Below are 26,061 nucleotides of genomic sequence, written 5' to 3' on the forward strand. Positions count from 1 at the left end.
GGTAACGCAGCGCCGGGAAGGCGTCGCGCACTCGGCAGCGACGACGATGTACGGCAGGCGCTGCTGCGTTTCCCCGCGACCGATGACCCCAATCGCCCGCGCACGGCCGCCAGGCGGCGGCAGGAGGCGGCATGTGGCGCCGACATCAGGTTAGACCGATCTGCCCGGGACCATGTCCTCTTCGCTTGTCGCGGCAGGGAGGCCGTCAGCGCGCCTTCAAGGCAGCAAGGAGGTGTTCCGCCTGCTCCCGTCGCCTGATGCGCACGAAGCGAATACGCGCGTACTGCGGGTCGTGCAGATCGGCCTGGTAGCGTGCGCGGTTGCTGCGCCAGGTCTTGAGCATCCAGATGATGATGGACTCCCGGCTAAAGAAGGCGCGGCGAAAACTCTCGCGATTTCCCGTTCCGGGCCACAGCTCCTGTTTGTGCCAGGCCCGTTTGAACGCTCTGGCGACAGCCTGGAACAGCGTGCGCCAAAACCCATAGTCCACCCACACCACCAGGTCCACGTCGCGCCATTTCACGGGGCGCGTCCGGTTGTAGTTGCCATCCAGCACCCAGTCCGCAGAGGCGGCCAACGCACGCTCCAGCTCTTTCAGGAACACATCGTCCGGGGTCCCCTGCCAGTCCGCGCGCCAGTAGAGCCTGTCCATTTCGACATAGGGAATCGCAAGCTCCTTGGCGATCAGCCTGGCGAGCGTGCTTTTCCCGCTTGCGCTGGTGCCGACCACATTGATTTTCACCGCCTGACCTCGTCCTCGCAAAGAAGATCGGCCACCTCGGCCGCTCCCGCAGGGTGCTGCGCTCGCTGCAGGAACGGCTTCACATGGCCTGCGCCATCGGTGGTGACCAAACAATGAGCATCGCGCGCGCAAACGCCCCAAGCGACACGCGCCAGCACGACGACGCCGTCGCCGCACCGCGCACCGGCAGCACCGACGCACCCAAGCGCCGGCACACCGAAGCGCCGGCGGCGATCGCGCTCGCCGCCCTCAACGCGCCTTGTACAACTCGCTCAGGCGGTCCGGCGTGCCGGCGATGCGCTCCAGGTGCGGATACTGCAGGCCGCCGTAGTAGGCGATGCGCACGGTGTCGTAGCGGTCGCCGCGCTTGACCAGCAGTTCGATCGGCGTGCTGCCGCCCTTGGCCGCGGTGACCGCGTCCTTGAGCGCCTCGGCGCTGTACTCGCGGCCGCCGACCGCGACCACGCGGTTGCCGGCGATGAGGCCGGCGTTAAACGTCGGGCTGTCCCACAGCACGGCCTGCACCCGGCCCTGCTCGTCCAGGCTCAGGCCCAGCGAATAGCTCAGGTCCAGGTTCTTGTTGCGCGCCTCGGAGGTCTTGCTGGCCGCGTTCGGCTGATCCGTATAGACCAGCTTCCAGCCGCTGGCCTCGATCCCGCCGACCAGCGACCCATGCTCATCGAGACGGCTGCGCAGCAGGCTCGCCCAGTCGTACTTGGCGATCCCATCGAGCGTGGCGACGATGTCGTCGAAGGTGTAGGTGTTCACGTCCCAGGCGCCGTCGTGCATGCCGAAGAACGCCTTGGCGAAATCGTCCAGCGAGCGCTTGCCGCCGCTGAGCTCGCGCAGCTTGGCGTTGACCTCCAGCCAGACCATCTGCCCGCCGGAGTAGTAGTCCTCGCTCATCTGGTAGCTGCGGTAGGCGCGTGGCCGGCGCATCGACATGGTCGGGTCGTTGGTGGTGTCCTGCAGCGCGCGCCAGGCCAGGCCGGGACGGCCACGCTGGTAGACCGCGGCGACGTTGGCCAGCATGTCGCGGGCCTGGTCCTGGGTCCACAGCCCTGCGCGCGCGGCGATCACCTCGCCCCAGAACTGGGTCTGGCCCTCGTACAGCCACAGCAGGCTGTCGCCCATCGGCACGTTGAAGTTGGGCGTGGCCAGGTCGGCGCCGCGGCGGTACTTGCCGTTCCAGGAATGGTTGAACTCGTGCGCGAGCAGGTCGCGCATCTCCCAGCTCTTGTCCCACTCGGTGAAGTAGTCGAGCGGGCCACTGTTCTCGCTGGAACGGTGATGCTCCAGGCCGATGCCGCCGAGCTTGTCGGTCAGCGCCAGCAGGAACTCGTAGTGGTCGAAGTGGCGCGCGCCGTACAGCTTGTCCATCTGCTGCACCAGGGCCACGTGCGCCTTGACCTGCTCGGGCTTGGCCTCCAGCGACTTGGGCTTGTCGGCGAACACGTTCAGCGCCACCGGCGCCTTGCCCTTGTCGTCCAGCACGATGCGCTTGTAGTACTTGCCGGCGAACATCGGCGAATCGACCAGGTCGTCGAAATCGATCGGCTTGAACGTCACCGTATCGCCGCTCCGCCCGGCGGTTTCCAGCGCGGTGGCATAGCTCCAGCCGGCCGGCAGGGTCACGCTGGCCTGCGCCTTGATGTTGCGCGCGTACACCCCGGCCGGATACAGCGCGGTGGTGTTCCACTGCAGGTTGAGCATCTCCGGGGTCATCATCACCCGGCCCTGGCCATCGCCCTGCGAGGACAGGAACTGGTACTCGGCCACGATCTCGCTGACGCCGGCAGGCACGTCGATCTTGAACGCATAGACGTCGAACTGGTCGCGCGTCCACGGCAGCACCTTGCCGTTGGCCTTGATCACCAGCCCGGCGAGCTTGTCGATCGGACCGGTGGGCGAATGGTTGCCGGGGATCCACTGCGGATACAGCAGGGTCATCGGCCCCGGCGTGGCCGGGATGGTGCTGCGCACGCGGAAGATGCGATGCGCCAGGTCGGTGGCATCGACATCGATCTTCAACGTACCGGCGAAGGGCACGTCGCGCGGCGGTGCGGTCTGCGCCGAGGCCTGGAACGCGACAGTGGCGGCCAGCAGCAACGGCGCCATCCAGGCGGTGGACTTGTTCATGGGGTCTCCAGGGGGCGAACGACAGCGGACAGGCAAACCCCCATGCTATGCCTGCGCCGCCGCCGCGTGCCATGCCATAGGTCATGCCTACGGCGATCGCCGCGCGCGGCGCCTGGCCGCATGGGCCAGGACCGCGGCGCCGCCCACCCGCTCAGCGCCCGGCCAGTTGGCTGCGCCGCTCGACGATGCGCGACACCAGGCCGTAGTCCATCGCCTCCTGCGCCGACATCCAGCAGTCGCGCTCGATGTCGGCCTCCACGCGCTCCAGCGGCTGCCCGGTCTCGCGGGCAATGACCTTGGCGATGCGGGCGCGCGCCTTGAGGATCTCGCTGGCCTGGATGGCGATGTCGCTGGCCGGGCCGCCGGCACCGCCGCTGGGCTGATGGATCAGGAACCGGGTCTGCGGCAGGCATACCCGGCGCTCGCGCGGCACGCCCAGGAACACGTGCGTGGCCGCGCTGCCGACCCAACCCGAGCCGATCATGTCGACCGGCGCGGAAATGAAGCGCAGCGCATCGTGGATGGCGTCGCCGGATTCGAGATGACCGCCCGGCGAGGACACGATCATCGCGATCGGCGCATCGGACTCGGCATCCAGCGCCAGCAGGTGGCGTACCGTCTGGTAGGCGCTGGCGTCGGTGATGGTGCCGAACAGCAGCAAGGTCCTCGCGCGGAACGCCTTTTCCTCGAGGAAGGCGCCGGACGGCGCCAGCGCGGCGGGCGCGGCGGGGGACGTCTCGTCGGAACGCAGCATCGGCCTGTCTCCATGTATGGTGGGTTTCCCTCCCAACGAACGACGGGGCCGCGACGTGACATTCCCGACCGACGCGCAGGCTGCGGCCGACGACGGCGCGCTGCGCCGGCAATTGCTGGCCCTGGCGCATCGCTGGCTCGGCCAAGGCCAGGACGCCGAGGACCTGGTGCAGGAAACCTATCTGCGCGCCGCACAGGGACCGTCGCCGGCCGTCGGCCGCGACGCCTGGCTGACCACAGTGCTGCGCCATCTGTGCATCGACCGCCTGCGCCGCCGCGGCCGCTACCGGGTCCTGCTGGAGCGCATCGCACAGGAACACGCAGTGTCCGTCACCGACGATCCGGACGGGCCGGAACGCCACGCCCTCCACAGCGCGGCAGTGACGCACGCGCTGGCAGCGCTGGTGCGCACGCTGCCGGCCGGCGACGTGGCGATGCTGCTGCTCGCCGAAGCCTTCGACTTCAGCCATGCCGAGCTGGCGGCCTTGTCGGCGCGCAGCGAAAGCGCCTCGCGCAAGCACCTGCGGCGCCTGCTGCAGCGCGCGCGTGCGGCAATGGAGGACGCCCCCACGCCGGCAACCACCCACCCGCACGACGACGACGCCTGCCTGCTGGCGCTGTGCCGCCACGCCCTGCGGCACGGCGATCCGGCCGGCCTGGTCGCCACCTTGCGTGCGGCGCGGCCGCAGACCCTGCTGGTCAGCACCTGGTCGGTGTCGGCCTCCGCGCACGCCACGCCCAGCCCCGCGCCAATCTATGCCCAGCCACTGCAGCAGCACGGGCAACTGGGGCTGCTGATCCGCAACGGCGACGGCGTGCTGACCTGGCTGCCGTTGTGCGAACTCGCCGAGGCCCCCTGCCTGGCGTAGATGCGTCACATGCCGGCGCGCCCGGCGCAGCGGCGCACCGTGCGTCAGTACTTGCGCACGGAAAAGCGCCCGGAAAACCCGTCGAACAAGGCGTGATCGATGGCGAGACGCTGCCGGAATTCCACGGCGTCGGTCATCCCGAAGCCGAGTTCATCAGCCTGCCCCGCCTCCAGCCCGGCGAAGATCGCGTCGCAGAACGCCTCCAGGTCCGCGCCATGCGCCACACCCGTGCCCGCCAGGCCGGTGCGGACGGCGGGCGGGATGATTTCCACGACCCTGACCGGGGTCGCGGAGAGCGCGAACCGAAGGTTGGCCGTATAGCTGTGGATCGCGGCCTTGCAGGCGCTATAGACCGGGGCAAAGGGTTGCGGAACCAGGGCACCGCCCGACGAGACATTGGCGATGAGCGCCGGCCGGCCATGCTGCAGCAACAGCGGGACCAGCAGGTGGTTCAGATGCACCACGGCCGAGAACAGGATATCGATCTCGCGCTGGCGCTCGGCCCAGGGCGCCTGGTCGTCGGCCAGCGGAACGCGGCGCTGGATCCCGGCGTTGTTGACGACAACGCCTAGCCCGGGATGCCGCGCTTGCAGGTGGCGCGCGAGTCGCTCGCGTTCTTCGGCCACCCCGATGTCGTTGACCAGGGTCTGCAGGCCCGGCGCGGCCGCAGCAGCGCGGTCGAGCTTGCCGGCATCCCGACCGGTTACCAGCACCTTGGCCCCTTCGGCCAGGAAGCGCCGCGCGAGGCCGAACCCGATGCCGTCGCTGCCGCCGGTAATGAGCACATCCACGCCTGCGAACCTCGTTGCTGACATCGTCCTCGCCTCCATCGAATACGGGCTGTTCGGCGGGCATCGCATGCCGGCCGGCGGCCACGTCTAGGTTGTCATGTCAACCTAGAACTACGCCCATCGGGTTGTCATGTCAACCGGCGCAATCTATGGTGACGGCATGAAACACGCGCGACTTTCCACACGCGAGCTGGCGATCTGGCATGCCTTCAAGCAGATGGGCCAGACGGTGATGGCGGCCGTCGAAAAGGACCTGGCCGCCGGCGCCGGCCTGACCGGCAGCGACTTCGGCGTGCTGTCGCGGCTCGTGGATCTGGGTAACGGCGAACTGCGCCAACAGGCGCTCGCCGATTCCATGGGCTGGCACAAGAGTCGGCTGTCGCATCAGCTCACGCGCATGCAGGCGCGCGGCCTGGTCCGCCGCAGCGGCAGCGAGCCGCGCGTGGTGACGGTCGCCATCACCGCCCTGGGTCAGGACAAGATCGCAGCGGCGCGCTCGGTCCACGCCGCCTCGGTCAGAACCCGGCTGCTCGATCGCCTCAGCGCGGAAGACGCGCAAATGCTGCTGCAACTCGCCGCGACGCTCGGAGCGGACCCGAACTGACCTCGGTGCGCCGCACCTCGCTTCGGCAGGGAGCACGGCGTCGATGCAGGCGAGCGCCGCCTTGATACGCCGATCGCGACTCGCGCAGGTGTCGGTCGGTCACGCCGCTGCCGTGGCGATTGCCCTGCCCTTGCAGTGTTGCCGGGCTGCAGCCCGTAGAACGCAAAAGGCCGCCCGGAGGCGGCCTTTGCGAACCTGCGGCGGTGCGCGCCTCAATGCATCATGTTGACGTTGAGGTTGTGCATGACCCACAGCGAGCCGACCACCACGATGCCGATGATCAGCAGCGAGAACAGGCCCACATGCACGTTGGAGCGCTGTTCGGCGGAACGGTCCATGTGCAGGAAGTAGATCAGGTGCACCAGCATCTGCACCGCGGCCAGCACTGCGATGACGATGACGGTGACGCCGCGCGGGAACGCCCCGCTCATCACCATGCCGAACGGGATCACGGTCAGGATCACCGCCAGCACGAAGCCGACCAGGTAGGACTTCAGGCCGCCGCCATGGCCGTGCTCGGCGTGCGTGTCGGAGGAATGATGGTTGGCCATTACAGCGCTCCCAGCAGGTAGACGATGGTGAACACGCCGATCCAGATCACGTCCAGGAAGTGCCAGAACAGGCTCAGGCACGCCAGGCGGGTCATGTTGCGCGGGGTCAGGCCGTTCCTGGCGATCTGGATCACCAGCACGGTCATCCACAGCAGGCCCGAGGCCACGTGCAGACCGTGGGTGCCGACCAGGGTGAAGAAGGCCGACAGGAACGCGCTGCGGCCGGGGCCGGCGCCCTCTTCGATCAGGTGGTGGAACTCGTAGATTTCCATGCCCAGGAAGCCCAGGCCCAGCGCCGCGGTGACCGCCAGCCAGCCGTACAGGCCGCCCATGCTGCGCTTGTTCGCCGAGATCATCGCCAGGCCGAAGCCCAGGCTGCTGAACAGCAGCAGGAAGGTTTCCACCAGCACGAACTTCAGGTCGAACAGTTCCTTGGCGGTCGGGCCGTCCACCGTCGCGCCGGCCAGCACCGCGTAGGTGGCGAACAGGCCGGCGAAGATGAGGCAGTCGCTCATCAGGTAGACCCAGAACCCGAAGACGGTGTTGCCGCCCGCGTCGTGGTGTTCGTGGTCGTGGTCGTGGCCGCCCGCGTGGGCGGCGTGGGAATCGAGCGTCGTGGAAGCCATGGTTCAGACCGCCTTTGCGGCGTTGGCCGCGTGTTGCTGTTCCAGCAGGGCGAAGCGCGCGTTCTCGATGCGTTCCACTTCCTCCGCCGGGACCCAGTAATCGATGTCGTCATCGAAGGTGCGCGCGATGAAGCTGCCGATCATGCCGACCAGGCCGATCACCGCCATCCACCAGATGTGCCAGGTCAGACCGAAGCCCATGACGATGCTGAAGGCACCGATCCAGAAGCCCGCCGCCGTGTTGCGCGGCATGTGGATCGGTTCGTACTTGGCCGGACGCGGCCAGCCCTTGCCCTTGAGCTTGTCTTCCCAGAACTGGTCGCGGTCGTCGATGTGCGGCAGCACCGCGAAGTTGTAGAACGGCGGCGGCGAGGAGGTCGCCCACTCCAGGGTGCGGCCATCCCACGGGTCGCCGGTCAGGTCCATGTTCTCCTTGCGCTTCCAGATGCTGTAGCCGATCTGCACCAGGTTTAGGAAGATGCCGGTACCGATGATCGCCGCACCCACCGCGGCCACCATCAGCCACGGCGCCCACTCGGGGTGGTTGTAGCTGTTCATGCGCCGGGTCATGCCCATGAAGCCGAGCACGTACAGCGGCATGAAGGCGACGAAGAAGCCGATGATCCAGCACCAGAACGAGGCCTTGCCCAGCTTCTCGTTGAGCTTGAAGCCGAACGCCTTCGGGAACCAGTAGGTCAGGCCCGCCAGGTAGCCGAACACCACGCCGCCGATGATCACGTTATGGAAGTGCGCGATCAGGAACAGGCTGTTGTGCAGCACGAAGTCCACCGCCGGGATCGCCAGCATCACGCCGGTCATGCCGCCGATGACGAAGGTGATGATGAAGCCGATGGTCCACAGCACCGGTGCGGTCATGTGCACGCGGCCGCGGAACATGGTGAACAGCCAGTTGAAGATCTTCACGCCGGTGGGGATCGAGATGATCATCGTCGTGATGCCGAAGAAGGCATTGACGTTGGCGCCCGAGCCCATGGTGAAGAAGTGGTGCAGCCACACGATGAACGACAGCACGCCGATGCACGAGGTCGCGTACACCATCGAGGTGTAGCCGAACAGGCGCTTGCGGCTGAAGGTGGCGATCAGCTCGGAGAAGATGCCGAACGCCGGCAGGATCAGGATGTAGACCTCCGGGTGGCCCCAGATCCAGATCAGGTTGACGTACATCATGGCGTTGCCGCCACCGTCGTTGGTGAAGAAGTGCGTGCCCAGGTAGCGGTCCGCACCCAGCAGCGCCAGCGCCACGGTCAGGATCGGGAACGCGGCGATGATCAGGATGTTGGTGATCAGCGCGGTCCAGGTGAAGATCGGCATGCGCATCAGGGTCATGCCCGGCGCGCGCATGCGCATGATCGTCACGAAGAAGTTGATGCCGGTGAGCAATGTGCCCAGGCCCGAGATCTGCAGCGCCCAGATGTAGTAGTCGACACCGACGCCTGGACTGTATTCCAGCCCGGACAGCGGCGGATAGGCCAGCCAGCCGGTCTGCGCGAACTCGCCCACGCCCAGGGAGATGTTGACCAGCGCCGCGCCGGCCACGAACAGCCAGAAGCTCAGCGAGTTCAGGAACGGGAACGCCACGTCGCGCGCACCGATCTGCAGCGGCACGATCAGGTTCAACAGGCCGGTCATGAACGGCATGGCCATGAAGAAGATCATGATAACGCCGTGCGCGGTGAAGATCTGATCGTAGTGGTGCGGCGGGAAGATGCCTTCGTTGCCGCCATGCGCGATCGCCTGCTGGGTGCGCATCATCGCCGCGTCGGCGAAGCCGCGCAGCAGCATGATCAGCGCCACCACGATGTACATGACGCCGATGCGCTTGTGGTCGACCGAGGTGAACCACTCCTTCCAGAGGTAGCCCCACAGCTTGTACTTGGTGACCGCGGCCACCACCAGCAGGCCGAGCAGGCCGGCGCCGCCGAGGGCCGCCATGATGATCGGCTCGTGGTACGGAACCGCCTCGAGCGTGAGTTTGCCTAGCATCACTTGTCTCCAGAAGTGCACATGGCGACCGGCTCAGCAGCCGATGCCGGATGAGCGTCGTGGCCTTCCATCTTGTGGCCCTTGCCCATCATGTATTTGTCGATCAACGACTTGAACAGACCGTCCTGCACCGAGGCGTAGTACGTCACCGGGTAAGCGGCCTTGTCGTTGCGGTTGGCCGCCAGCACCTGGAACTCGGCCTGGTCCAGGGTCTTCTGCGAGGCCTTGACCTTGGCCACCCACGCGTCGAAACCGGCGCGGTCGGTGGCATGCGCGGCGAAGCCCATCTTCGAGAAGCCGTGGCCGCTGTAGTTCGCCGACAGGCCGAACATCTCGCCCGGCTCGTTGGCGATCAGGTGCAGCTTGGTCTCCATGCCGGCCATCGCGTAGATCTGCGTGCCCAGGTGCGGGATGAAGAACGAGTTCATCACCGTGTCGGAGGTGATCTTGAAGTTCAGCGGCGTGTCGACCGGGAACGCGATCTCGTTGACCGTGGCGATGCCCTGCTCCGGGTAGATGAACATCCACTTCCAGTCCAGCGCCACCGCCTCGATGGTGATCGGCTTGACCTTGGAGTCCAGCGGCTTGTACGGATCCAGCGCATGCGAGGAGCGCCAGGTCAGCACCGCCAGGACCAGGATGATCATGCACGGGATCGACCACACCACCACCTCGATCGCGGTGGAGTGCGACCAGTTCGGCTCGTAGCGGGCCTTGGTGTTGGACGCGCGGTAGCGCCAGGCGAAGGCCAGGGTCATCACGATGACCGGGATCACCACCAGCAGCATCAGCACCACCGAGGTGATCAGCAGCGTCTTCTCGTCGTGGCCGATCTGACCCTTGGGGTTGAGGATGGCCGAGTTGCAGCCGGCCAGCAGCAGTGCGGCCAGCAGCAACAGACCGGAGCGCAGCGAGCGCCGGAGTTGTTTCAACGGAATCATCGAACGATCCAATTGCGTAGGGGATGCGAACCGCGCGGGAGCGGGAGGCGGGGCGCCGTAGAGGGGGCTGTCCCGCGTCCGCCGCGGCATCCGGGCCGGCATGCGCGATCAACGACGCATTTTATGCTGCCGTGCGGCAACTCCGGAAGTCATTGACAAGCCCGGGCGGGCGCCAGGCCGCGTTTTTATGTGCGACACATTGCCGCACCCGCCTGCGACACGGTGTCGCAGGCAACCGCGCGCACGGACCTACGTCGCAGAAAAACGGCAGTGCAGAAACCAGGAAGGCAGCCTCGCGGCTGCCTTCTGGGTGCAACTGGTGCCGGAAACAGGAGTCGAACCTGCGACCTACGCATTACGAATGCGCCGCTCTACCGACTGAGCTATTCCGGCGGAACTGGCAATTCTAGGCGTCGGCCCGGGCCGGGGTCAATCGCTGCCCGGGCCTTCGCGCGAGCGCCGCAATCGATGGGTTACCCTCCCGCCCCCGTCGTACGCATCCCCCGCCCATCGTGAAGTTGTTCGCCTGGTTCTGGCTCGCGTTTCTGCTGTTCTTCGCCATCCCCTTCCCCTGCATCCTCTATTTCGCCAGCGACTGGCCACGCGTGCTGGCCCAGCCCAGTTCGCCTGGGTGGGCGCTGACCCTGCTGGCGCTGTCGCTGGGCCTGTGGCTGCACCTGCTCTACGCCTATCTGGACACCTTGCTGCTGATGCCCGGGCGGGCGCTGCAACGCGTGCGTCACCTCCTGACCCACGGCGTGCGCCGCGAGGCGCTGATCGAACGCGCCGCCCCGACCGGGGTCGAGGTCAAGGGCTGGCCGCAGCTGTCGCTGACCCTGGCCTTCGACAACCTGTCCGGCACGCCCATCCGCGACACCCTGCTGATCGTGGACCGCAAGCCGGCGCAACGCCGCTTCGAGAGCGGGCGGAGCGTGCCGCTGCGGCTGAGCACCACCCCGGGCACGGCCCCGAATCTGGTGCTGGAGGACGCCGAGCCGGCCCTGGACCGCGCCAGCCTGTGGCGACGCGCGGCCGGCGCCGTGCTGCTGGTGGTCCTGGTCGGCGGGGCCTATGTGCTGGCCTGGCGCCTGCAGAACCGCGGGCTGGGCTGGACCTTCCTGTCCTTCAACCACCCGCTGCTGATGAGCGCGCTGGTGCTCAACGGCTACGTGCTGGCGCTGCGCGTGATCCTGCGCGTGATCCGCCACAACGCCACCGACGAGACCCTGAAGTACCGCGGCCTGCGCGCGCGGGCGCGGGTGCTGGACGTGCGCCAGACCGGCACCACCCTCAACGAGCAGCCGCAGGTGGAGTTCCACGTGGCGTTCGAGGACGCGTCAGGCACCAAGCACGAGGCGACGATGCGGCGGTTCGTGTCGCTGATCGACGTCGGGCAACTACCGCGCGACACGGTGTCGGTGCTGTACGACCCGCAGCACCCCACCCGCACCGACCTGGAGCTGCCATGAGAACGCCACCCACCCCAGTGGTCTTCGCCGGCGTGGTGCTGCTGCTCGGCGGCATCGCCTTCGCCGGTGGCGCCTGGGACACCATCCGCGCCACCCTGCAGGCGGGACCGCGCCTGCAGGCGGCGGGCCCGGCAGGCGCCCCGCAGGACGCATCCAGGCCGCAATCGCTGGCAGTGTCGACCCCGGCCACCCCCGCCGCCGACACCGAACCGGAGCCGGCGCCGGCACCACGCGGCAACCTGCTGTTCGACCCGGCGCAGCTGCGCGCGGCGCGGCAGGCGCTGGCGGACCTGCCCGAGTTGCAGGGCCACGACCTGCGCGTGTTCCATGCCGTGCATTTCTACGACAACCGGATCGGGCTCGAGCTGCTGGATCCCGCGCAGCCGGACCACGTGGACGAATACAGCTTTCACGACGACGCCTGGCACAAGGACGCGCCGGTGAATCCGGGCATGTTCGGGCCGTTCCTCAAGCCGGCCACCGACACCGCCGCCCTGCAGGACATCGATTTCGAGGGTGCCTACCGGGTGGCCACCGCCCTGCGGGAGCAGGGCGAGACGCTGCAGGCCGAGCCGAAGAAGGTAGATCACGTCTACGTGCTGATCGGCCGGCGCGGGCGCCTGCGCTGGATGCCGGACGGCGTGCGAGGCGATCGCGTCAGCGTGGGCATCGAGTTCGATGCGCAGGGACGGCCGCGCGGCATGCAGCGCCAGTAAGCCGTAGTGGCTTCGGCGCGGCAGGCGCCGGAGGCCACGCGCGGTGCCGGCACCGCTGCCAGGACGCCTCGCGCTCACGCGAGGCGGCTTCGGGGCGCAGCCAATACCCTATCGGCGCGCGCATCGCGCCGTCTCGGCTATTTCGTAGGAGCGGCTCTCGTCCCCTTTTCGGGATCAGCCGCGACAGGCGTTCCCGATAAGGCCCGTCGCGGCTGAAGCCGCTCCTACGAGAAAACCTGCATCCGGCTTGATTGCGGCGAAAGCAAGTTGGTCGCAGTACTCGTCAGCAGCGCCGGGCGCTACGAATGGCAGTCGCGGCTGAAGCCGCTCCTACGGCTCGCCACGACAGCCGCCTCTCCAGTGCAGAACGCGCGACCGAACGCGACCGTCAGTCGACCAGCCGCAGCCGCAGTTCCTTGGGCAGCGCGAACACCATCGACTCCGGCTCGCCCGCCAGTTCGGATACGCCATCGGCGCCGAGTTCGCGCAACCGCGCGATCACCCCGTCCACCAGCACCTGCGGCGCCGAGGCGCCGGCGGTCAGGCCGACCCGGCGCTTGCCGGCGACCCAGGCCGGGTCGATCTCGTCGGCGCCGTCGATCAGGTAGGACTCCACCCCGTCGCGCCGCGCCAGCTCGCTGAGCCGGTTGGAATTGGAACTGTTCGGCGAGCCGACCACCAGCACCAGGTCGCACTCCCTGGCCAGGTCGCGCACCGCGTCCTGGCGGTTCTGGGTGGCGTAGCAGATGTCGTCGTTCTTCGGCCCCTGCATCGCCGGGTAGCGCGCACGCAGCGCCTCGATGATGCCGCGAGTGTCGTCCACCGACAGCGTGGTCTGGGTGGTGTAGGCCAGGTTCTCCGGCTGCTGCACGTCCAGCGTGGCGACCTGCTCGATGTCCTCGACCAGGTAGATGCGCCCGGTGCCGCATTCGCGGTCCCACTGCCCCATCGTGCCTTCCACCTCCGGATGGCCGGCATGGCCGATCAGCACCACGTCGCGGCCGGCGCGGCAGTGCCGGGCCACCTCGAAATGCACCTTGGTCACCAGCGGGCAGGTCGCGTCGAACACCTTCAAGCCACGCCGCTCGGCCTCCTGGCGCACCGCCTGGGCCACGCCGTGGGCGCTGAAGATCACCGTGTTGCCGTCGGGCACCTCGTCCAGTTCCTCGACGAAGATCGCGCCGCGCTGCTTGAGGTCGTCGACCACGAAGCGGTTGTGCACCACCTCGTGGCGCACGTAGATCGGCGCGCCCAGGGTTTCGATGGCGCGCTTGACGATCTCGATCGCGCGATCGACGCCGGCGCAGAAGCCGCGGGGGTTGGCGAGCAGGACATCCATTAGCTAGATCCGCCGGCCACAGGGGCCAGGCGCTTCGACAGGGAGAGTGGCACCGATTATCCCGCTTTTCGCTTCGCCTTGCCGTCGAACAGGCCGAACAGGGCGATGCCGATGGCGCCGGCAACGATCGCCGAATCGGCGATGTTGAACGAGGGCCAGTAGTGCTCGCCCACGTACCACTGGATGAAATCGACCACGTGGCCGTGCATCAGCCGGTCGATCACGTTGCCGATCGCCCCGCCGATCACCAGCGCGTACGGCAGCGCGCTGCGCCACTCGCCGCGCGGGGTGCGCGCCAGCCACCAGGCCAGCAGGGCGCTGATGCCCACCGCCAGCGCGGTGAAGAACCAGAGCTGCCAGCCGCCGGCCTGGCTCAGGAAACTGAACGCCGCACCGGTGTTGTAGGTGCGGTACCAGTTCCAGAAGCCGGGAATCACCGGCACCGCGGTGAATTCGGGCAGGCTGGACAGCACCCAGGCCTTGCTCCACTGGTCCAGGCCGATCACCGCGGCCGAGAGCAGCAGCCAGATCAGGGCGGAGGGGTTGGGTCGTGCGGTCATGCGGGAAGTCCGCCTTGGGCGAATAAGGAAAGGAAGGACGGCCGGCGCCGCAACCACGGCGCCGCCGCTGGCCCCGGCAGCGCGCAGGTCGCGTGGCCGGGGACGGGACTCAGAACCAGCGGCGCTCCTCGCCCGGTCCTTCGATGTTGCTGACGCAGCGGCCGCACAATTCCGGGTGCGCCGGATCGGCGCCGACGTCGGCGCGGTAGTGCCAGCAACGCACGCACTTGGGCTTCTCGGTGGCCTGGGCGCTGACGAAGATCTCGTCGGTGCTGGCCTCGCGCACCACCACGTCGCCGCTGATGAACAGGAAGCGCAGTTCCTCCTGCAGCGGCTGCAGCTTCGCGGCGGTGGCGGCGTCGGCGGCGACGGTGATCTCCGCCTCCAGCGCCGCGCCGATCACGCCATTGCCGCGCATCGGCTCCAGCACCTTGGCCACCTGCTCGCGCAGCGCCAGCAACTGCTCGAAGTCGGCCGCGCTCAGCGCCGCGTCCTCCGGCAACGGCGCCAGGCCTTCGTACCAGGTCGCGAACAGCACGTTGCCCAGGTGCGCGCCCGGCAGGTAGCCCCACAGTTCGTCGGCGGTGAAGCTCAGGATCGGCGCGATCCAGCGCACGAAGGCCTCGGCCACATGGAACATCGCAGTCTGCGCCGAACGCCGGCCGAGCGAGTCCTCGGCCATCGTGTACAGCCGGTCCTTGGTCACGTCCAGGTACAGCGACCCCAGGTCCACGCTGCAGAAGTTCAGCAGCGCCTGCACGATGGCGGCGAAGTCGTAGCGCGCGTAGGCGGCCTTGATCTGCTCCTGCACCTCGTAGGCGCGGTGCACGATCCAGCGATCCAGCGCCACCAGTTCCGGCAGCGGCCGCAGGTGCACTGCTGGGTTGAAGCCGTGCAGGTTGCCGAGCAGGAAGCGCGCGGTGTTGCGCAGGCGCCGGTAGGCGTCGGCGTTGCGCTTGAGGATTTCCTGCGACAGCGACATCTCGTTGCTGTAGTCGGCCGAGGCGATCCACAGGCGCAGGATGTCCGCGCCCAGCGTCTTCATGATGTCCTGCGGCTCGATGCCGTTGCCCAGCGACTTGGACATCTTGCGGCCGTGCTCGTCCACGGTGAAGCCGTGGGTCAGGCACTGCCGGTACGGCGCCGCGTGGTCCAGCGCCACGCCGGTCAGCAGCGAGGACTGGAACCAGCCGCGGTGCTGGTCGGAGCCTTCCAGGTACAGGTCGGCCGGCTTGGGCAGGCCGCGTTCGGTCAGCACCGCCTCGTGGGTGACGCCGGAATCGAACCAGACATCGAGGATGTCGGTGATCTTGTCGTAGTCGCCCGCTTCGTCGCCGAGCAGCTCGGCGGCGTCGAGCGCGTACCACACGTCCACCCCGCCCTCCTCGACGCGGTCGGCGACCTGGCGCATCAGCTCGGTGCTGCGCGGATGCGGCTCGCCGGTCTCGCGGTGCACGAACAGCGCGATCGGCACGCCCCAGGTGCGCTGGCGCGAGATCGTCCAGTCCGGGCGCCCGGCGACCATGCCGGCGATGCGCGCCTGGCCCCAGGCCGGGTACCAGTGCACGCCCTCGATGGCTTGCAGCGCCTCGGCGCGCAGGTTGGCCTGCTCCATCGAGATGAACCACTGCGGCGTGGCGCGGAACGCGATCGGCGTCTTGTGGCGCCAGCAATGCGGATAGCTGTGGACCATGCTGGCACGCGCCAGCAGCAGCCCGCGCGCGGCCAGCAGGTCGGCGATGACGTCGTTGGCCTTCCAGATGTGCAGCCCGGCCAGTTCCGTGCCATCGACCGCGGGGGTCGACGGCAGGTACACGCCGCGCGCATCCACCGGGTTGATCTGCGCGGCGCCGTAGCGCTCCAGCAGCCCGTACGGCTTCACCGCCACGTAGTCCTCCTGGCCGTGGCCGGGGGCGGTATGCACCGCGCCGGTACCGTCGGTATCGGACACGTGGGTGCCGAGGATCACCGGCACGTCGCGCTCGTCGTAGAACGGATGCGCCAGCACCTGGTGCTCCAGCGCCGCGCCGGCGACGCGGCCATGCACCACCACCTCATCGACGCCGTAGCGCTGCAGCGCGCGCTCGGCCAGCGCATCGGCCAGCACCAGCCAGCGGCGGCGGCCGTCGCGGGCCGGGCCTTCCACCAGCGCATAGACCAGCTCCGGCCCCAGCGACACCGCCAGCGAGGCCGGCAGCGTCCACGGCGTGGTGGTCCAGATCGGCACCGCCACGTCCGCACCGTCCGGCAGGGTCGCGCCGAACGCGGCGGCCAGCGCCGCGCCGTCGCGGGCCGTGTAGGCCACGTCCACCGTCGGCGACTGCTTGTCGGCGTACTCGATCTCGGCCTCGGCCAGCGCCGAGCCGCAGTCGAAGCACCAGTGCACCGGCTTCACGCCGCGGGTCAGGTGGCCGTTCTCGACGATCCTGGCCAGCGCGCGGATCTCGTTGGCCTCGAAATGGAAGTCCAGCGTGCGGTAGGGATTGTCCCAGTCGCCGATCACGCCCAGGCGCTTGAAGTCGCGGCGTTGGATGTCGATCTGCTCGTTGGCGTACTCGCGGCACTTCTGCCGGAACTGCACCGCATCCAGCTTGACCCCGACCTTGCCGAACTTCTTCTCGATCGCGATCTCGATCGGCAGGCCATGGCAGTCCCAGCCCGGGATGTACGGCGCATCGTAGCCGGACAGGTACTTGGACTTGACGATGATGTCCTTGAGGATCTTGTTGACCGCATGCCCCAGGTGGATCGCGCCATTGGCGTACGGCGGGCCGTCGTGCAGCACGAACAGCGGCCGGCCCTGGGCGTTGTCGCGCAGCCGCGTATACAGGCCCTCGCTCTCCCAGCGCGCCAGGATGTCCGGCTCGCGCTTGGGCAGGTCGCCGCGCATCGGGAACTCGGTCGCCGGCAGATGGAGGGTGGCTTTGTAGTCCTGGGTCACGGGCAGTTACCGGTCGGTGGTCTTCAGGGGGAGGTCCGCGCGCGGGGCGGCGGATACGGGCGGCAGGCCCGCGCCGGCAGGCGCAGCGAGCAGTTGCCGCGCCAGCGCGGCGTCGCGGTGCATCTGCGCGGTCAGCGCCGGCAGATCGGCGAAGGTTTCCTCGTCGCGCAGCTTGGCGACGAACTCCACCTCGATGTGGCGACCGTACAGGTCGCCCTGGAAATCGAACAGGTGCGCTTCCAGCAGCGGCTCCACGCCCTGCACGGTCGGGCGGGTGCCGAAGCTGGACACCGACGGCCACGGCTGTGCCGCCACCCCATGCACCCAGGTGGCGTAGATGCCGGACAGCGCCGGGGTGCGGGCGAACCGCAGATTGGCGGTGGGATAGCCGAGCGTGCGCCCGAGCTGCTTGCCGCGCACCACGCGGCCGCCGATCGCGTACGGGCGGCCGAGCAGCTCCGCCGCATGGGCGAACTCGCCAGCCACCAGCAACTCACGGATGCGGGTGCTGGAAATGCGCTCCTCGCGCAGGTGCACCGGCGCGATCTCGTCGGCGGCGAAGCCATGCTGGGCGCCCAACGCACGCAGCAGCGCGATGTCGCCGCCGCGCTTGTGGCCGAAGCGGAACGCCGGGCCGATCCAGACCTCGCGCGCGCGCAGGCGCTCGACCAGCACGCGCTGCACGAAGTCTTCCGCGCTCATCGACGCCATGCGCCGGTCGAAGCGCAGCAGGCCGACGCTGTCGATGCCGAGTTGGAGCAGGCCCTGCACCTTGGCCCGGGCCAGGGTCAGCCGCGGCGGCGGCGCAGCCGGGGCGAAGAACTCGCGCGGCAGCGGCTCGAAGCTCAGCGCCACCGCCGGCACGCCCGCTTCGCGCGCGCGCGCGATCGCCTGCCGCACCAGCGCGCGGTGGCCCAGGTGCAGGCCATCGAAGGCGCCGATGCAGACCACGCTTCCCTGCGGGAACAGGGTCCCGCCCTCGACGTCTCTAAACAGCCTGCTCATTCCTCGGTCCGAAGCGCCGGCGCAGGAGGCGCCGGTCGATGATGCGTAACCGTCGAGTATAGCGGGTGGGGCCACGGCCCGGGCGCAGCCTCCCGCCGTAGGAGCGGCTTCAGCCGCGACCGGGATTCCACCTCCACCCCGCAGGTCGCGGCTGAAGCCGCTCCTACGCATCCCCAATCCCGAATCCCCACTCCCAGCCCCACTACTGCTCGCGCAGATCCCGCGGCCGGAACCCCAGCGCCAGCAAGGCAAGCAGATACACCGCGCCGCCGCCGCCGACCAGCAGCAACAGGCTGCCGATGCGGTGCCACTTGTCCATGGTGGTGAACGCCGGGAGCCAGTGCAGGCCCAACGCCAGCACCGCGGCCATCGCCGCACAGGCCACGCCCAGCCGCAGCAGGTAGCCGCTCCAGCCCGGCTTGGGCTGGTAGACCTGGTCGCGGCGCAGCCAGCGCCACAGCAGCGACAGGTTGAGGTAGCTGGCCACCGCGCTGGCCAGGCCCAGTGCCAGGTGCAGGCCCGGCACCGCCTCCAGCGCCGCGCGCACGCCCTGCGCACGCAGCTCCGCCGGCACCCACAGCTGGTACAGGATCGCCAGGAACAACAGGTTCAGCGCCATGTTGGCGACCAGCGCAGCGACGCCGGCGCGCACCGGCGTGCGCGTATCCTGGCGCGAATAGAACGCCGGCAGCAGCACCTTGAGCAGGGCGAACGCCGGCAGGCCGAAGCTCAGCCCGAACACCGACATCGCCGCCATGCGCGTATCGAAGGCGGTGAACTTGCCGTACTGGAACAGGGTCGCCACCAGCGGCTGGCTCAGCAACATCAGCCCCAGCATCGCCGGTACCGCGATCAGCAAGGTGGTGCGCAGCCCCCAGTCCAGCGCGCTGGAGAACCCGGCGCGGTCGGTCTTGACGTGGTGCCGCGACAGCGCCGGCAGGATCACCGTGCCCAGGGCCACGCCGAACACGCCCAGCGGCAGTTCCAGGAAGCGGTCGGCCTGCGACAGCCAGCTCTGCGAGCCGGCGTACAGGAACGAGGCGATCACCGTGTCCAGCAGCAGGTTGATCTGCGCGATCGAGGAGCCGAACAGGGTCGGCACCATCAGGGTCAGCACCCGGCGCACGTCCGGGTGCTGCCAGCCCCAGCGCGGCAGGGTCAGCAGGTCGATGCCGCGCAAGGCCGGCAACTGGAACAGCAACTGCAGCACGCCGGCCACCAGCACCGCCCAGCCCATCGCCAGGATCGGCACCTGCAGCCGCGGCGCCAGCCACAGCGCGCCGGCGATCATGCACAGGTTGAGGATCACCGGGGTCAGCGCCGGCAGGCCGAAGCGGTGGAAGCTGTTGAGCGCGCCACCGGCCAGCGCGGTCAGCGACACGAACAGCAGGAACGGGAAGGTCAGCCGCAGCAGGTCGACGATCAGCCCGAACTTGGCCGGGTCGTCGCTGGCACCGGGGTTGAACAGCATCGCCACCTGCGGGGTGAAGATCAGCCCGAGCGCGGTGACCAGCAGCAGCACCCCGCCCAGGGTGCCGGACACCCGCGACATCAGCGCGCGCAGGTCGGCGTGCGGGCGGGTCTCCTTCACCTCGGTGAACACCGGCACGAAGGCGGTGGCGAACGAGCCCTCGGCGAACAGCCGGCGCAGGAAGTTGGGGATGCGGAACGCCACCCAGAACGCGTCGGTGGTGGCGTTGGCGCCGAAGGAAATGGTGATGGCCTGGTCGCGCACCAGCCCCAGCACGCGCGAGACCATGGTCATGCTGCTGAAGGAGAGCAGCCCGCGGAGCATGCGCGGCGTGCTCATGCGGCGGCCCTCTTGACAATTGACTTGACGCGAATATTCGGACGCTTCATACTCTCCCGCTTGTTTTTATCCACCACACAGCTTTCCAGGAAACCACCACCGTGGCCAATATCAAGTCCGCCAAGAAGCGCGCCAAGCAGACCGTCGTGCGCAACGCGCGCAACACGGCTCAGCGTTCGATGCTGCGCACCGCCGTCAAGAAGGTCATCAAGGCCCTGGACGCCAACGACGCAGCCGGCGCCGAAGCCGCTTTCGCCATCGCCCAGCCGATCCTCGACCGTTTCAGCTCGCGTGGCCTGATCCACAAGAACAAGGCTGCCCGTCACAAGAGCCGCCTGAGCGCCCGCATCAAGGCGATCAAGACCGCCGCCTGATCGGCCGCAGTCGACGCCGGAAGCGCGCACGCTTCCGGCAGCACCACGAAAAAGCCCGGCCTCGGCCGGGTTTTTCGTGTGCGCGTCACCCTGCCCCGCGCGCCGCGGGACGGCGCGACGCTCAGGAGGCATTGGCGGCCGCCTCCAGCGCCTCCTCGCGCTGGCGGTCGAAGAACGCCATCACGTCCTTCATGATCGGCCAGGTGCCTTCGCGGCCCAGTGCCGACACCAGGTACCAGGGCTGGGTCCAGCCCAACTCGGCGACAACCTGCTCGGCCAGCGCACGCGCCTCGTCCTCGAACATCAGGTCGGCCTTGTTCAGCACCAGCCAGCGCGGCTTGGCCAGCAGCTCCGGATCATGCTTCTGCAGCTCGCGCTCGATCGCCCGCACCTGCTCGGTCGGCGATACGCCATCCACCCCGCCCTCCATGGGCGCCAGATCCACCAGGTGCAGCAGCAGGCGGGTGCGCTGCAGGTGGCGCAGGAACTGCGCACCGAGGCCGGCGCCGTCGGCGGCACCCTCGATCAGCCCGGGAATGTCGGCGATCACGAAGCTGCGGTAGGCCTCGACACTGACCACGCCCAGGTTCGGATACAGCGTGGTGAACGGGTAGTCGGCGACCTTCGGCGTCGCCGCGGACACGGCGCGGATGAAGGTGCTCTTGCCGGCATTGGGGAAGCCCAGCAGGCCGACGTCGGCCAGCAGCTTCAGCTCCAGCTTGAGCGTGCGCTCCTCGCCCTCCTCGCCCGGCGTCGCCTTGCGCGGCGCCCGCGTCACCGAACTCTTGAAGTGCATATTGCCCAGGCCGCCCTTGCCGCCCTGCGCGACCAGCAGGCGGTCGCCGTGCGCGACCAGGTCGCCGATGACCTCGTCGGTCTCGACGTTGATCACCACGGTGCCGACCGGCACGGTGATGGTCAGGTCCTCGCCGGCCTTGCCGTACATCTGCCGGCCCATGCCGTTCTCGCCGCGCTGCGCACGGAACGCGCGCTGGTGGCGGAAGTCGACCAGGGTATTGAGATTCTCGTCGGCGACCAGCCACACGCTGCCGCCGTTGCCGCCGTCGCCGCCGTCAGGCCCACCCAGCGGGATGAACTTCTCGCGGCGAAAGCCGATGCAGCCATTGCCGCCATTGCCGGCCGTGACCTGGATTTCCGCTTCGTCTACGAGTTTCATGGGATTCGGGATTCGTGATTCGGGATTGGGAAAACACCGGACGCCACAGTTTAGCGGCGCCAGCAAAAGAACGGAGGCAACGGAACGGAGGCCAGCAATCGAGGGCTCTGGCGGAATCCGCAGTTGCGAATCCCCAATCCCCAATCCCGCCATCCCGGCCACCAAACGAAAAACCCCGCCGAAGCGGGGCTTTCGTCAGCAAGCCTGCGCCACGGCGCAGGCCCTGGACACCGGCGACTTACGCCTCGGTGACCACGCTCACGGTGCGGCGCTTCTTGGCGCCCTTCACCGAGAACTCGACCTTGCCGTCGACCAGCGCGAACAGGGTGTGGTCGCGGCCCAGGCCGACGCCGGCGCCCGGGTGGAACTGGGTGCCGCGCTGACGCACGATGATGTTGCCGGCTTCGATGGCCTGGCCGCCGAACATCTTCACGCCCAGGTACTTCGGGTTGGAGTCGCGGCCGTTGCGCGAGGAACCTACGCCTTTTTTGTGTGCCATGACTGCTGCTCCTTACTTCTTGTCGCCACCGGCGATGCCGGTGATCTCGATTTCGGTGTAGTGCTGCCGATGACCCTGACGCTTCATGTGGTGCTTGCGGCGGCGGAACTTGATGATGCGCACCTTGTCGGCGCGGCCATGAGCCACGACCTTGGCGGTGACGGCGGCGCCCTTCAGCGCGTCGCCGATCTTGATGCCGTCGCTGTCGCCCAGCATCAGGATGTTGTCGAACGTGATCTCGTTGCCGGCTTCGACTTCGAGCTTTTCCACGCGGAGCGTTTCGCCCTGCGCGACGCGGTATTGCTTACCGCCGGTGACCAGTACTGCGTACATGACCAGACTTCCTCTGTAGTTATTGTGGTCGTTCCCGTCGTGCCGTTTCGGGCAGACAGGAGCGGGATTGTAAGCCGCCGCGCGCGGCAGGGTCAAGCCCACCCAGGCCCGGACTGTCAAGCCCCGCGGGCCGGCCCCGCTGCCTGAACCAGCCAGCCGCCGGCGCCCGGCGGCGCTGGGATCTGCGGCAATTGCCCCCACCTGACAAGCTGGGTACGCTGATCGATTGCCGTCCCCTTTCCGCCCCCACACTGGCCAGCGGCACCGCCACGGCCGGCACATTCCGGAATCTCTTCATGGCGATGGATTACATCCGCATCCGCGGCGCGCGGACGCACAACCTCAAGAACCTCGACCTCGACCTGCCGCGCGACAAGCTGATCGTGATCACCGGCCTGTCCGGGTCCGGCAAGTCCTCGCTGGCGTTCGACACCATCTACGCCGAGGGCCAGCGCCGCTACGTGGAGTCGCTGTCGGCGTACGCGCGGCAGTTCCTCAGCGTGATGGAGAAGCCCGACATCGATCACATCGAAGGCCTGTCGCCGGCGATCGCGATCGAGCAGAAGTCGACCTCGCACAACCCGCGCTCCACCGTGGGCACCATCACCGAGATCTACGACTACCTGCGCCTGCTGTACGCACGCGTCGGCCAGCCGCGCTGCCCCGACCACGGCTACCCGCTGGAGGCGCAGACGGTCAGCCAGATGGTCGACCAGGTGCTGACCCTGGACCCGGAGCAGCGCTACATGCTGCTGGCGCCGGTGATCCGCGAGCGCAAGGGCGAGCATGCGCAGGTGTTCGAGCAACTGCGCGCGCAGGGCTTCGTGCGCGTGCGCGTGGACGGCGAGCTGTACGAGATCGACGCGGTGCCGGCGCTGGCGCTGCGCCAGAAGCACACCATCGAGGCGGTGATCGACCGCTTCCGCCCGCGCGAGGACATCAAGCAGCGCCTGGCCGAGAGCTTCGAGACCGCGCTGAAGCTGGCCGACGGCATGGTGTCGGTGCAGTCGCTGGACGACACCGCGGCCGCGCCGCACCTGTTCTCCTCCAAGTACAGCTGCCCGGTCTGCGACTACTCGCTGCCGGAGCTGGAACCGCGCCTGTTCTCGTTCAACGCGCCGATGGGCGCCTGCCCGAGCTGCGACGGCCTGGGCGTGGCCGAGTTCTTCGATCCCGAGCGGGTGGTGGTGCATCCGGAGCTGTCGCTGTCGGCCGGCGCGGTGCGCGGCTGGGACCGGCGCAACGCGTATTACTTCCAGCTGATCGCCTCGCTGGCCAAGCACTACAAGTTCGACGTCGACGCACCCTGGCAGTCGCTGCCGGCGAGCGTGCGCCAGGCGGTGCTGTACGGCAGCGGCGACGAGACCATCACCTTCACCTACTTCACCGATGCCGGCGGCCGCACCCAGCGCAAGCATCGCTTCGAAGGCATCATCCCCAACCTGGAGCGCCGCTACCGCGAGACCGAATCGCCGGCGGTGCGCGAGGAACTGGCCAAGTACATCAGCGAACGGCCGTGCCCGGACTGCAAGGGCGCGCGCCTGAACAAGGCCGCGCGCAACGTGTTCGTCGCCGACCGTCCGCTGCCGGACCTGGTGGTGCTGCCGATCGACGATGCACTGAGCTTCTTCCGCCAGCTCGACCTGCCCGGCTGGCGCGGCGAGATCGCCAGCAAGATCGTCAAGGAGATCGCCGAACGCCTGGGCTTCCTGGTCGACGTCGGCCTGGATTACCTGACCCTCGAGCGCAAGGCCGACACCCTGTCCGGCGGCGAGGCGCAGCGCATCCGCCTGGCCAGCCAGATCGGCGCCGGCCTGGTGGGCGTGATGTACGTGCTCGACGAACCGTCGATCGGCCTGCACCAGCGCGACAACGAACGCCTGCTCGGCACCCTCACCCGCCTGCGCGACCTCGGCAACACGGTGATCGTGGTCGAGCACGACGAGGACGCGATCCGCCTGGCCGACTACGTGCTGGACATCGGCCCCGGCGCCGGCGTGCACGGCGGCGAGGTGGTCGGCCACGGCAGCGTGCAGGACCTGTTGAAGGCGCCGCGTTCGCTGACCGGGCAATACCTGTCGGGCAAGCGCCGCATCGAGATCCCGGCCAAGCGCCACAAGGCCAATCCGAAGATGACCCTGCACCTGCGCGGGGCCACCGGCAACAACCTCAAGAACGTCGACCTGGACATCCCGGCCGGCCTGCTGACCTGCATCACCGGCGTATCCGGCTCGGGCAAGTCGACGCTGATCAACGACACCCTGTTCACCCTGGCGGCGAACGAGATCAACGGCGCCTCGCACAGCGTGGCGCCGTACCGCGAGATCGAGCACCTGGACCTGTTCGACAAGGTCGTGGACATCGACCAGTCGCCGATCGGGCGCACCCCGCGCTCCAACCCGGCCACCTACACCGGCCTGTTCACCCCGCTGCGCGAACTGTTCGCGCAGGTGCCGGAAGCGCGCTCGCGCGGCTACTCGCCGGGCCGCTTCAGCTTCAACGTGCGCGGCGGCCGCTGCGAGGCCTGCCAGGGCGACGGCCTGATCAAGGTGGAAATGCACTTCCTGCCGGACGTGTACGTGCCCTGCGACGTCTGCCACGGCAAGCGCTACAACCGCGAGACGCTGGAGATCCTGTACAAGGGCTTCAACATCAACGACGTGCTGGAAATGACCGTCGAGGATGCGCTGAAGCTGTTCGAGCCGGTGCCGTCGATCGCGCGCAAGCTGGAGACCCTGGTCGACGTGGGCCTGAGCTACATCAAGCTCGGCCAGAGCGCGACCACCCTGTCCGGCGGCGAGGCGCAGCGGGTGAAGCTGTCCAAGGAACTGTCGCGGCGCGATACCGGCCGCACCCTGTACATCCTCGACGAGCCGACCACCGGCCTGCACTTCCATGACATCGAGGCGCTGCTGGGCGTGCTGCACAAGCTGCGCGACGAAGGCAACACCGTGGTGGTGATCGAGCACAACCTGGACGTGATCAAGACCGCGGACTGGATCGTCGACCTGGGACCGGAAGGCGGCCACCGCGGCGGCACCATCCTGGTCACCGGCACGCCGGAAGACGTGGCGGCCTGCCCGCAGTCGTACACCGGCCAGTTCCTGGCGCGGATGCTGCCCTCGACCAGCGCGCGCCCGGAGCAGCCGGCGGCGATGGCCAACAAGCCCGATGCGCGCCCGCCGCGCAAGGTCAAGCCGGAAAAGCCGGCGAAGAAGGCCGTGGCCGCCAAGAGCGGCAAGGCCAGCAAGAGCACCACCAGCACCGGCACCAAGAAGAAGAAGGACGTTTGATGAGCAGCGAACACAAGATCCTGGCGCGCATCCCGATCAGCGTGCGCTGGCGCGACATGGACAGCATGGGCCACGTCAACAACGCCAAGTACATCTCCTACCTGGAAGAGGCGCGCGTGCGCTGGATGCTGGGCGTGGAAGGCGTGTCGATGAGCGATCGCATCGCCCCGGTGGTGGCGGCGACCAACGTCAACTACCGCGCGCCGATCGTGTGGCCCAACGACATCCTGGTCGAGCTGTTCGTCGAGCGCCTGGGCACCAGCAGCGTGACCATCGGCCACCGCATCGTCGACCAGCAGGACGAGAGCCGGCTGTACTCCGACGGCAACGTGGTGGTGGTGTGGATGGACACCCAGACCGGCAAGAGCGCGCCGCTGCCCGACGCCGTGCGCAAGGCCACGAGCTGACGCCTGGGCTTGCGCCGGGCGAGGCCCGGCGCAAGACACACCATCGAAATACCGGCGGCGTTGTCGCTTGAATCGCGGGCGCAGCGTGCGACCGCTCACCTAGTCGAGCACCTGCGCA

Annotated in this window: 23 protein-coding genes and 1 tRNA gene; 7 read left to right on the plus strand and 17 right to left on the minus strand. The window is 68.4% G+C overall.

Annotated elements, in window-relative coordinates; genetic code table 11:
* Nucleotides 1-205 precede the first annotated feature (205 nt).
* From AC1PMG_RS15615 to AC1PMG_RS15625, 3 genes are all read right to left on the minus strand, one after another.
* On the minus strand, nucleotides 206-742 hold the full coding sequence (locus AC1PMG_RS15615) for a P-loop NTPase family protein (protein ID WP_481109497.1): 537 nt from the start codon (nucleotides 740-742) through the stop codon (nucleotides 206-208).
* 249 nt (nucleotides 743-991) lie between these two features.
* Nucleotides 992-2,881: a M61 family metallopeptidase gene (locus AC1PMG_RS15620; RefSeq protein WP_481109498.1), complete on the minus strand. Its 1,890-nt coding sequence runs from the start codon at nucleotides 2,879-2,881 to the stop codon at nucleotides 992-994.
* A gap of 151 nt (nucleotides 2,882-3,032) precedes the next feature.
* Nucleotides 3,033-3,635 carry an ATP-dependent Clp protease proteolytic subunit gene (locus AC1PMG_RS15625; RefSeq protein WP_048492119.1) on the minus strand — a complete coding sequence of 201 codons (603 nt, stop codon included), beginning with the start codon at nucleotides 3,633-3,635 and terminating at the stop codon, nucleotides 3,033-3,035.
* A 55-nt stretch (nucleotides 3,636-3,690) separates the two neighbouring features.
* Between AC1PMG_RS15625 and AC1PMG_RS15630 the strand changes: the two genes are divergently transcribed.
* Nucleotides 3,691-4,503 (plus strand): sigma-70 family RNA polymerase sigma factor, encoded by an 813-nt coding sequence (locus AC1PMG_RS15630; protein WP_481109499.1) that lies wholly within the window; start codon nucleotides 3,691-3,693, stop codon nucleotides 4,501-4,503.
* Between the two features lie 44 nt (nucleotides 4,504-4,547).
* On the opposite strand, the gene AC1PMG_RS15635 is transcribed toward AC1PMG_RS15630, so the two are convergent.
* Nucleotides 4,548-5,294, minus strand: a complete 747-nt coding sequence (locus AC1PMG_RS15635) for an SDR family NAD(P)-dependent oxidoreductase (RefSeq protein ID WP_481109500.1) — start codon at nucleotides 5,292-5,294, stop codon at nucleotides 4,548-4,550.
* 160 nt (nucleotides 5,295-5,454) lie between these two features.
* Between AC1PMG_RS15635 and AC1PMG_RS15640 the strand changes: the two genes are divergently transcribed.
* Nucleotides 5,455-5,898 carry a MarR family winged helix-turn-helix transcriptional regulator gene (locus AC1PMG_RS15640; protein ID WP_481109501.1) on the plus strand — a complete coding sequence of 148 codons (444 nt, stop codon included), beginning with the start codon at nucleotides 5,455-5,457 and terminating at the stop codon, nucleotides 5,896-5,898.
* Between the two features lie 212 nt (nucleotides 5,899-6,110).
* Here the strand turns inward: AC1PMG_RS15640 and cyoD are convergent, their stop codons facing one another.
* The 5 genes from cyoD to AC1PMG_RS15665 form a co-directional block, all read right to left on the minus strand.
* A complete protein-coding gene (gene cyoD / locus AC1PMG_RS15645) occupies nucleotides 6,111-6,449 on the minus strand; it encodes a cytochrome o ubiquinol oxidase subunit IV (protein ID WP_010341155.1) in 339 nt (112 codons plus the stop codon).
* Entirely contained in the window at nucleotides 6,449-7,075 is a 627-nt protein-coding gene (gene cyoC, locus AC1PMG_RS15650; RefSeq protein WP_481109502.1) for a cytochrome o ubiquinol oxidase subunit III, read from the minus strand. Before cyoC ends, cyoD begins: the two co-directional genes overlap by 1 nt.
* A gap of 3 nt (nucleotides 7,076-7,078) precedes the next feature.
* On the minus strand, nucleotides 7,079-9,079 hold the full coding sequence (gene cyoB / locus AC1PMG_RS15655) for a cytochrome o ubiquinol oxidase subunit I (protein WP_267117586.1): 2,001 nt from the start codon (nucleotides 9,077-9,079) through the stop codon (nucleotides 7,079-7,081).
* On the minus strand, nucleotides 9,079-10,020 hold the full coding sequence (gene cyoA, locus AC1PMG_RS15660; protein ID WP_010341159.1) for a ubiquinol oxidase subunit II: 942 nt from the start codon (nucleotides 10,018-10,020) through the stop codon (nucleotides 9,079-9,081). Before cyoA ends, cyoB begins: the two co-directional genes overlap by 1 nt.
* A gap of 317 nt (nucleotides 10,021-10,337) precedes the next feature.
* Nucleotides 10,338-10,413: transfer RNA gene (locus AC1PMG_RS15665), tRNA-Thr, on the minus strand.
* Between the two features lie 119 nt (nucleotides 10,414-10,532).
* Between AC1PMG_RS15665 and AC1PMG_RS15670 the strand changes: the two genes are divergently transcribed.
* Nucleotides 10,533-11,489, plus strand: a complete 957-nt coding sequence (locus AC1PMG_RS15670) for a hypothetical protein (RefSeq protein ID WP_481109503.1) — start codon at nucleotides 10,533-10,535, stop codon at nucleotides 11,487-11,489.
* The gene (locus AC1PMG_RS15675) at nucleotides 11,486-12,205 is read left to right on the plus strand and encodes a hypothetical protein (RefSeq protein ID WP_481109504.1); all 720 of its coding nucleotides are present in this window, start codon (nucleotides 11,486-11,488) and stop codon (nucleotides 12,203-12,205) included. Before AC1PMG_RS15670 ends, AC1PMG_RS15675 begins: the two co-directional genes overlap by 4 nt.
* A 388-nt stretch (nucleotides 12,206-12,593) precedes the next feature.
* On the opposite strand, the gene ispH is transcribed toward AC1PMG_RS15675, so the two are convergent.
* The 5 genes from ispH to murJ all read right to left on the minus strand — a co-directional run bounded on the left by ispH (nucleotide 12,594) and on the right by murJ (nucleotide 19,845).
* The gene (gene ispH, locus AC1PMG_RS15680; RefSeq protein ID WP_254458754.1) at nucleotides 12,594-13,544 is read right to left on the minus strand and encodes a 4-hydroxy-3-methylbut-2-enyl diphosphate reductase; all 951 of its coding nucleotides are present in this window, start codon (nucleotides 13,542-13,544) and stop codon (nucleotides 12,594-12,596) included.
* Nucleotides 13,545-13,600: 56 nt separating this feature from the next.
* The gene (gene lspA, locus AC1PMG_RS15685) at nucleotides 13,601-14,104 is read right to left on the minus strand and encodes a signal peptidase II (RefSeq protein WP_481109505.1); all 504 of its coding nucleotides are present in this window, start codon (nucleotides 14,102-14,104) and stop codon (nucleotides 13,601-13,603) included.
* Nucleotides 14,105-14,213: 109 nt separating this feature from the next.
* Entirely contained in the window at nucleotides 14,214-17,045 is a 2,832-nt protein-coding gene (ileS, locus tag AC1PMG_RS15690) for an isoleucine--tRNA ligase (protein WP_481109506.1), read from the minus strand.
* Nucleotides 17,046-17,051: 6 nt separating this feature from the next.
* Entirely contained in the window at nucleotides 17,052-18,050 is a 999-nt protein-coding gene (locus AC1PMG_RS15695; RefSeq protein ID WP_152180458.1) for a bifunctional riboflavin kinase/FAD synthetase, read from the minus strand.
* Between the two features lie 202 nt (nucleotides 18,051-18,252).
* Nucleotides 18,253-19,845 carry a murein biosynthesis integral membrane protein MurJ gene (murJ, locus tag AC1PMG_RS15700; RefSeq protein WP_481111686.1) on the minus strand — a complete coding sequence of 531 codons (1,593 nt, stop codon included), beginning with the start codon at nucleotides 19,843-19,845 and terminating at the stop codon, nucleotides 18,253-18,255.
* A gap of 116 nt (nucleotides 19,846-19,961) precedes the next feature.
* On the opposite strand from murJ, the gene rpsT reads away from it, so the two are divergent.
* Nucleotides 19,962-20,234 (plus strand): 30S ribosomal protein S20, encoded by a 273-nt coding sequence (rpsT, locus tag AC1PMG_RS15705; protein WP_010341167.1) that lies wholly within the window; start codon nucleotides 19,962-19,964, stop codon nucleotides 20,232-20,234.
* 121 nt (nucleotides 20,235-20,355) lie between these two features.
* On the opposite strand, the gene cgtA is transcribed toward rpsT, so the two are convergent.
* From cgtA to rplU, 3 genes are all read right to left on the minus strand, one after another.
* Entirely contained in the window at nucleotides 20,356-21,411 is a 1,056-nt protein-coding gene (gene cgtA, locus AC1PMG_RS15710) for an Obg family GTPase CgtA (RefSeq protein WP_152180459.1), read from the minus strand.
* A 238-nt stretch (nucleotides 21,412-21,649) separates the two neighbouring features.
* Nucleotides 21,650-21,910, minus strand: coding sequence for a 50S ribosomal protein L27 (gene rpmA, locus AC1PMG_RS15715; protein ID WP_010341169.1), 261 nt, complete (start codon nucleotides 21,908-21,910; stop codon nucleotides 21,650-21,652).
* 12 nt (nucleotides 21,911-21,922) lie between these two features.
* On the minus strand, nucleotides 21,923-22,243 hold the full coding sequence (gene rplU, locus AC1PMG_RS15720) for a 50S ribosomal protein L21 (RefSeq protein WP_010341170.1): 321 nt from the start codon (nucleotides 22,241-22,243) through the stop codon (nucleotides 21,923-21,925).
* A gap of 296 nt (nucleotides 22,244-22,539) precedes the next feature.
* Between rplU and uvrA the strand changes: the two genes are divergently transcribed.
* Entirely contained in the window at nucleotides 22,540-25,536 is a 2,997-nt protein-coding gene (gene uvrA, locus AC1PMG_RS15725) for an excinuclease ABC subunit UvrA (RefSeq protein WP_267096961.1), read from the plus strand.
* Complete coding sequence (locus tag AC1PMG_RS15730; protein WP_160947640.1) at nucleotides 25,536-25,943, plus strand: acyl-CoA thioesterase; 408 nt, start codon at nucleotides 25,536-25,538, stop codon at nucleotides 25,941-25,943. Before uvrA ends, AC1PMG_RS15730 begins: the two co-directional genes overlap by 1 nt.
* The last annotated feature ends 118 nt before the right edge of the window (nucleotides 25,944-26,061 follow it).

Source organism: Xanthomonas sp. NCPPB 2250 (assembly GCF_056725265.1).

Excerpts from the sequence above, each read along its gene's own strand:
- AC1PMG_RS15620 (WP_481109498.1), bottom strand. The coding sequence starts at position 2,881 with ATGAACAAGTCCACCGCCTGGATGGCGCCGTTGCTGCTGGCCGCCACT.
- AC1PMG_RS15625 (WP_048492119.1), bottom strand. The coding sequence starts at position 3,635 with ATGCTGCGTTCCGACGAGACGTCCCCCGCCGCGCCCGCCGCGCTGGCG.
- AC1PMG_RS15640 (WP_481109501.1), top strand. The coding sequence starts at position 5,455 with ATGAAACACGCGCGACTTTCCACACGCGAGCTGGCGATCTGGCATGCC.
- cyoD (WP_010341155.1), bottom strand. The coding sequence starts at position 6,449 with ATGGCCAACCATCATTCCTCCGACACGCACGCCGAGCACGGCCATGGC.
- cyoC (WP_481109502.1), bottom strand. The coding sequence starts at position 7,075 with ATGGCTTCCACGACGCTCGATTCCCACGCCGCCCACGCGGGCGGCCAC.
- cyoB (WP_267117586.1), bottom strand. The coding sequence starts at position 9,079 with ATGCTAGGCAAACTCACGCTCGAGGCGGTTCCGTACCACGAGCCGATC.
- cyoA (WP_010341159.1), bottom strand. The coding sequence starts at position 10,020 with ATGATTCCGTTGAAACAACTCCGGCGCTCGCTGCGCTCCGGTCTGTTG.
- AC1PMG_RS15675 (WP_481109504.1), top strand. The coding sequence starts at position 11,486 with ATGAGAACGCCACCCACCCCAGTGGTCTTCGCCGGCGTGGTGCTGCTG.
- ispH (WP_254458754.1), bottom strand. The coding sequence starts at position 13,544 with ATGGATGTCCTGCTCGCCAACCCCCGCGGCTTCTGCGCCGGCGTCGAT.
- lspA (WP_481109505.1), bottom strand. The coding sequence starts at position 14,104 with ATGACCGCACGACCCAACCCCTCCGCCCTGATCTGGCTGCTGCTCTCG.
- AC1PMG_RS15695 (WP_152180458.1), bottom strand. The coding sequence starts at position 18,050 with ATGAGCAGGCTGTTTAGAGACGTCGAGGGCGGGACCCTGTTCCCGCAG.
- murJ (WP_481111686.1), bottom strand. The coding sequence starts at position 19,845 with ATGCTCCGCGGGCTGCTCTCCTTCAGCAGCATGACCATGGTCTCGCGC.
- cgtA (WP_152180459.1), bottom strand. The coding sequence starts at position 21,411 with ATGAAACTCGTAGACGAAGCGGAAATCCAGGTCACGGCCGGCAATGGC.
- rpmA (WP_010341169.1), bottom strand. The coding sequence starts at position 21,910 with ATGGCACACAAAAAAGGCGTAGGTTCCTCGCGCAACGGCCGCGACTCC.
- rplU (WP_010341170.1), bottom strand. The coding sequence starts at position 22,243 with ATGTACGCAGTACTGGTCACCGGCGGTAAGCAATACCGCGTCGCGCAG.
- uvrA (WP_267096961.1), top strand. The coding sequence starts at position 22,540 with ATGGCGATGGATTACATCCGCATCCGCGGCGCGCGGACGCACAACCTC.
- AC1PMG_RS15730 (WP_160947640.1), top strand. The coding sequence starts at position 25,536 with ATGAGCAGCGAACACAAGATCCTGGCGCGCATCCCGATCAGCGTGCGC.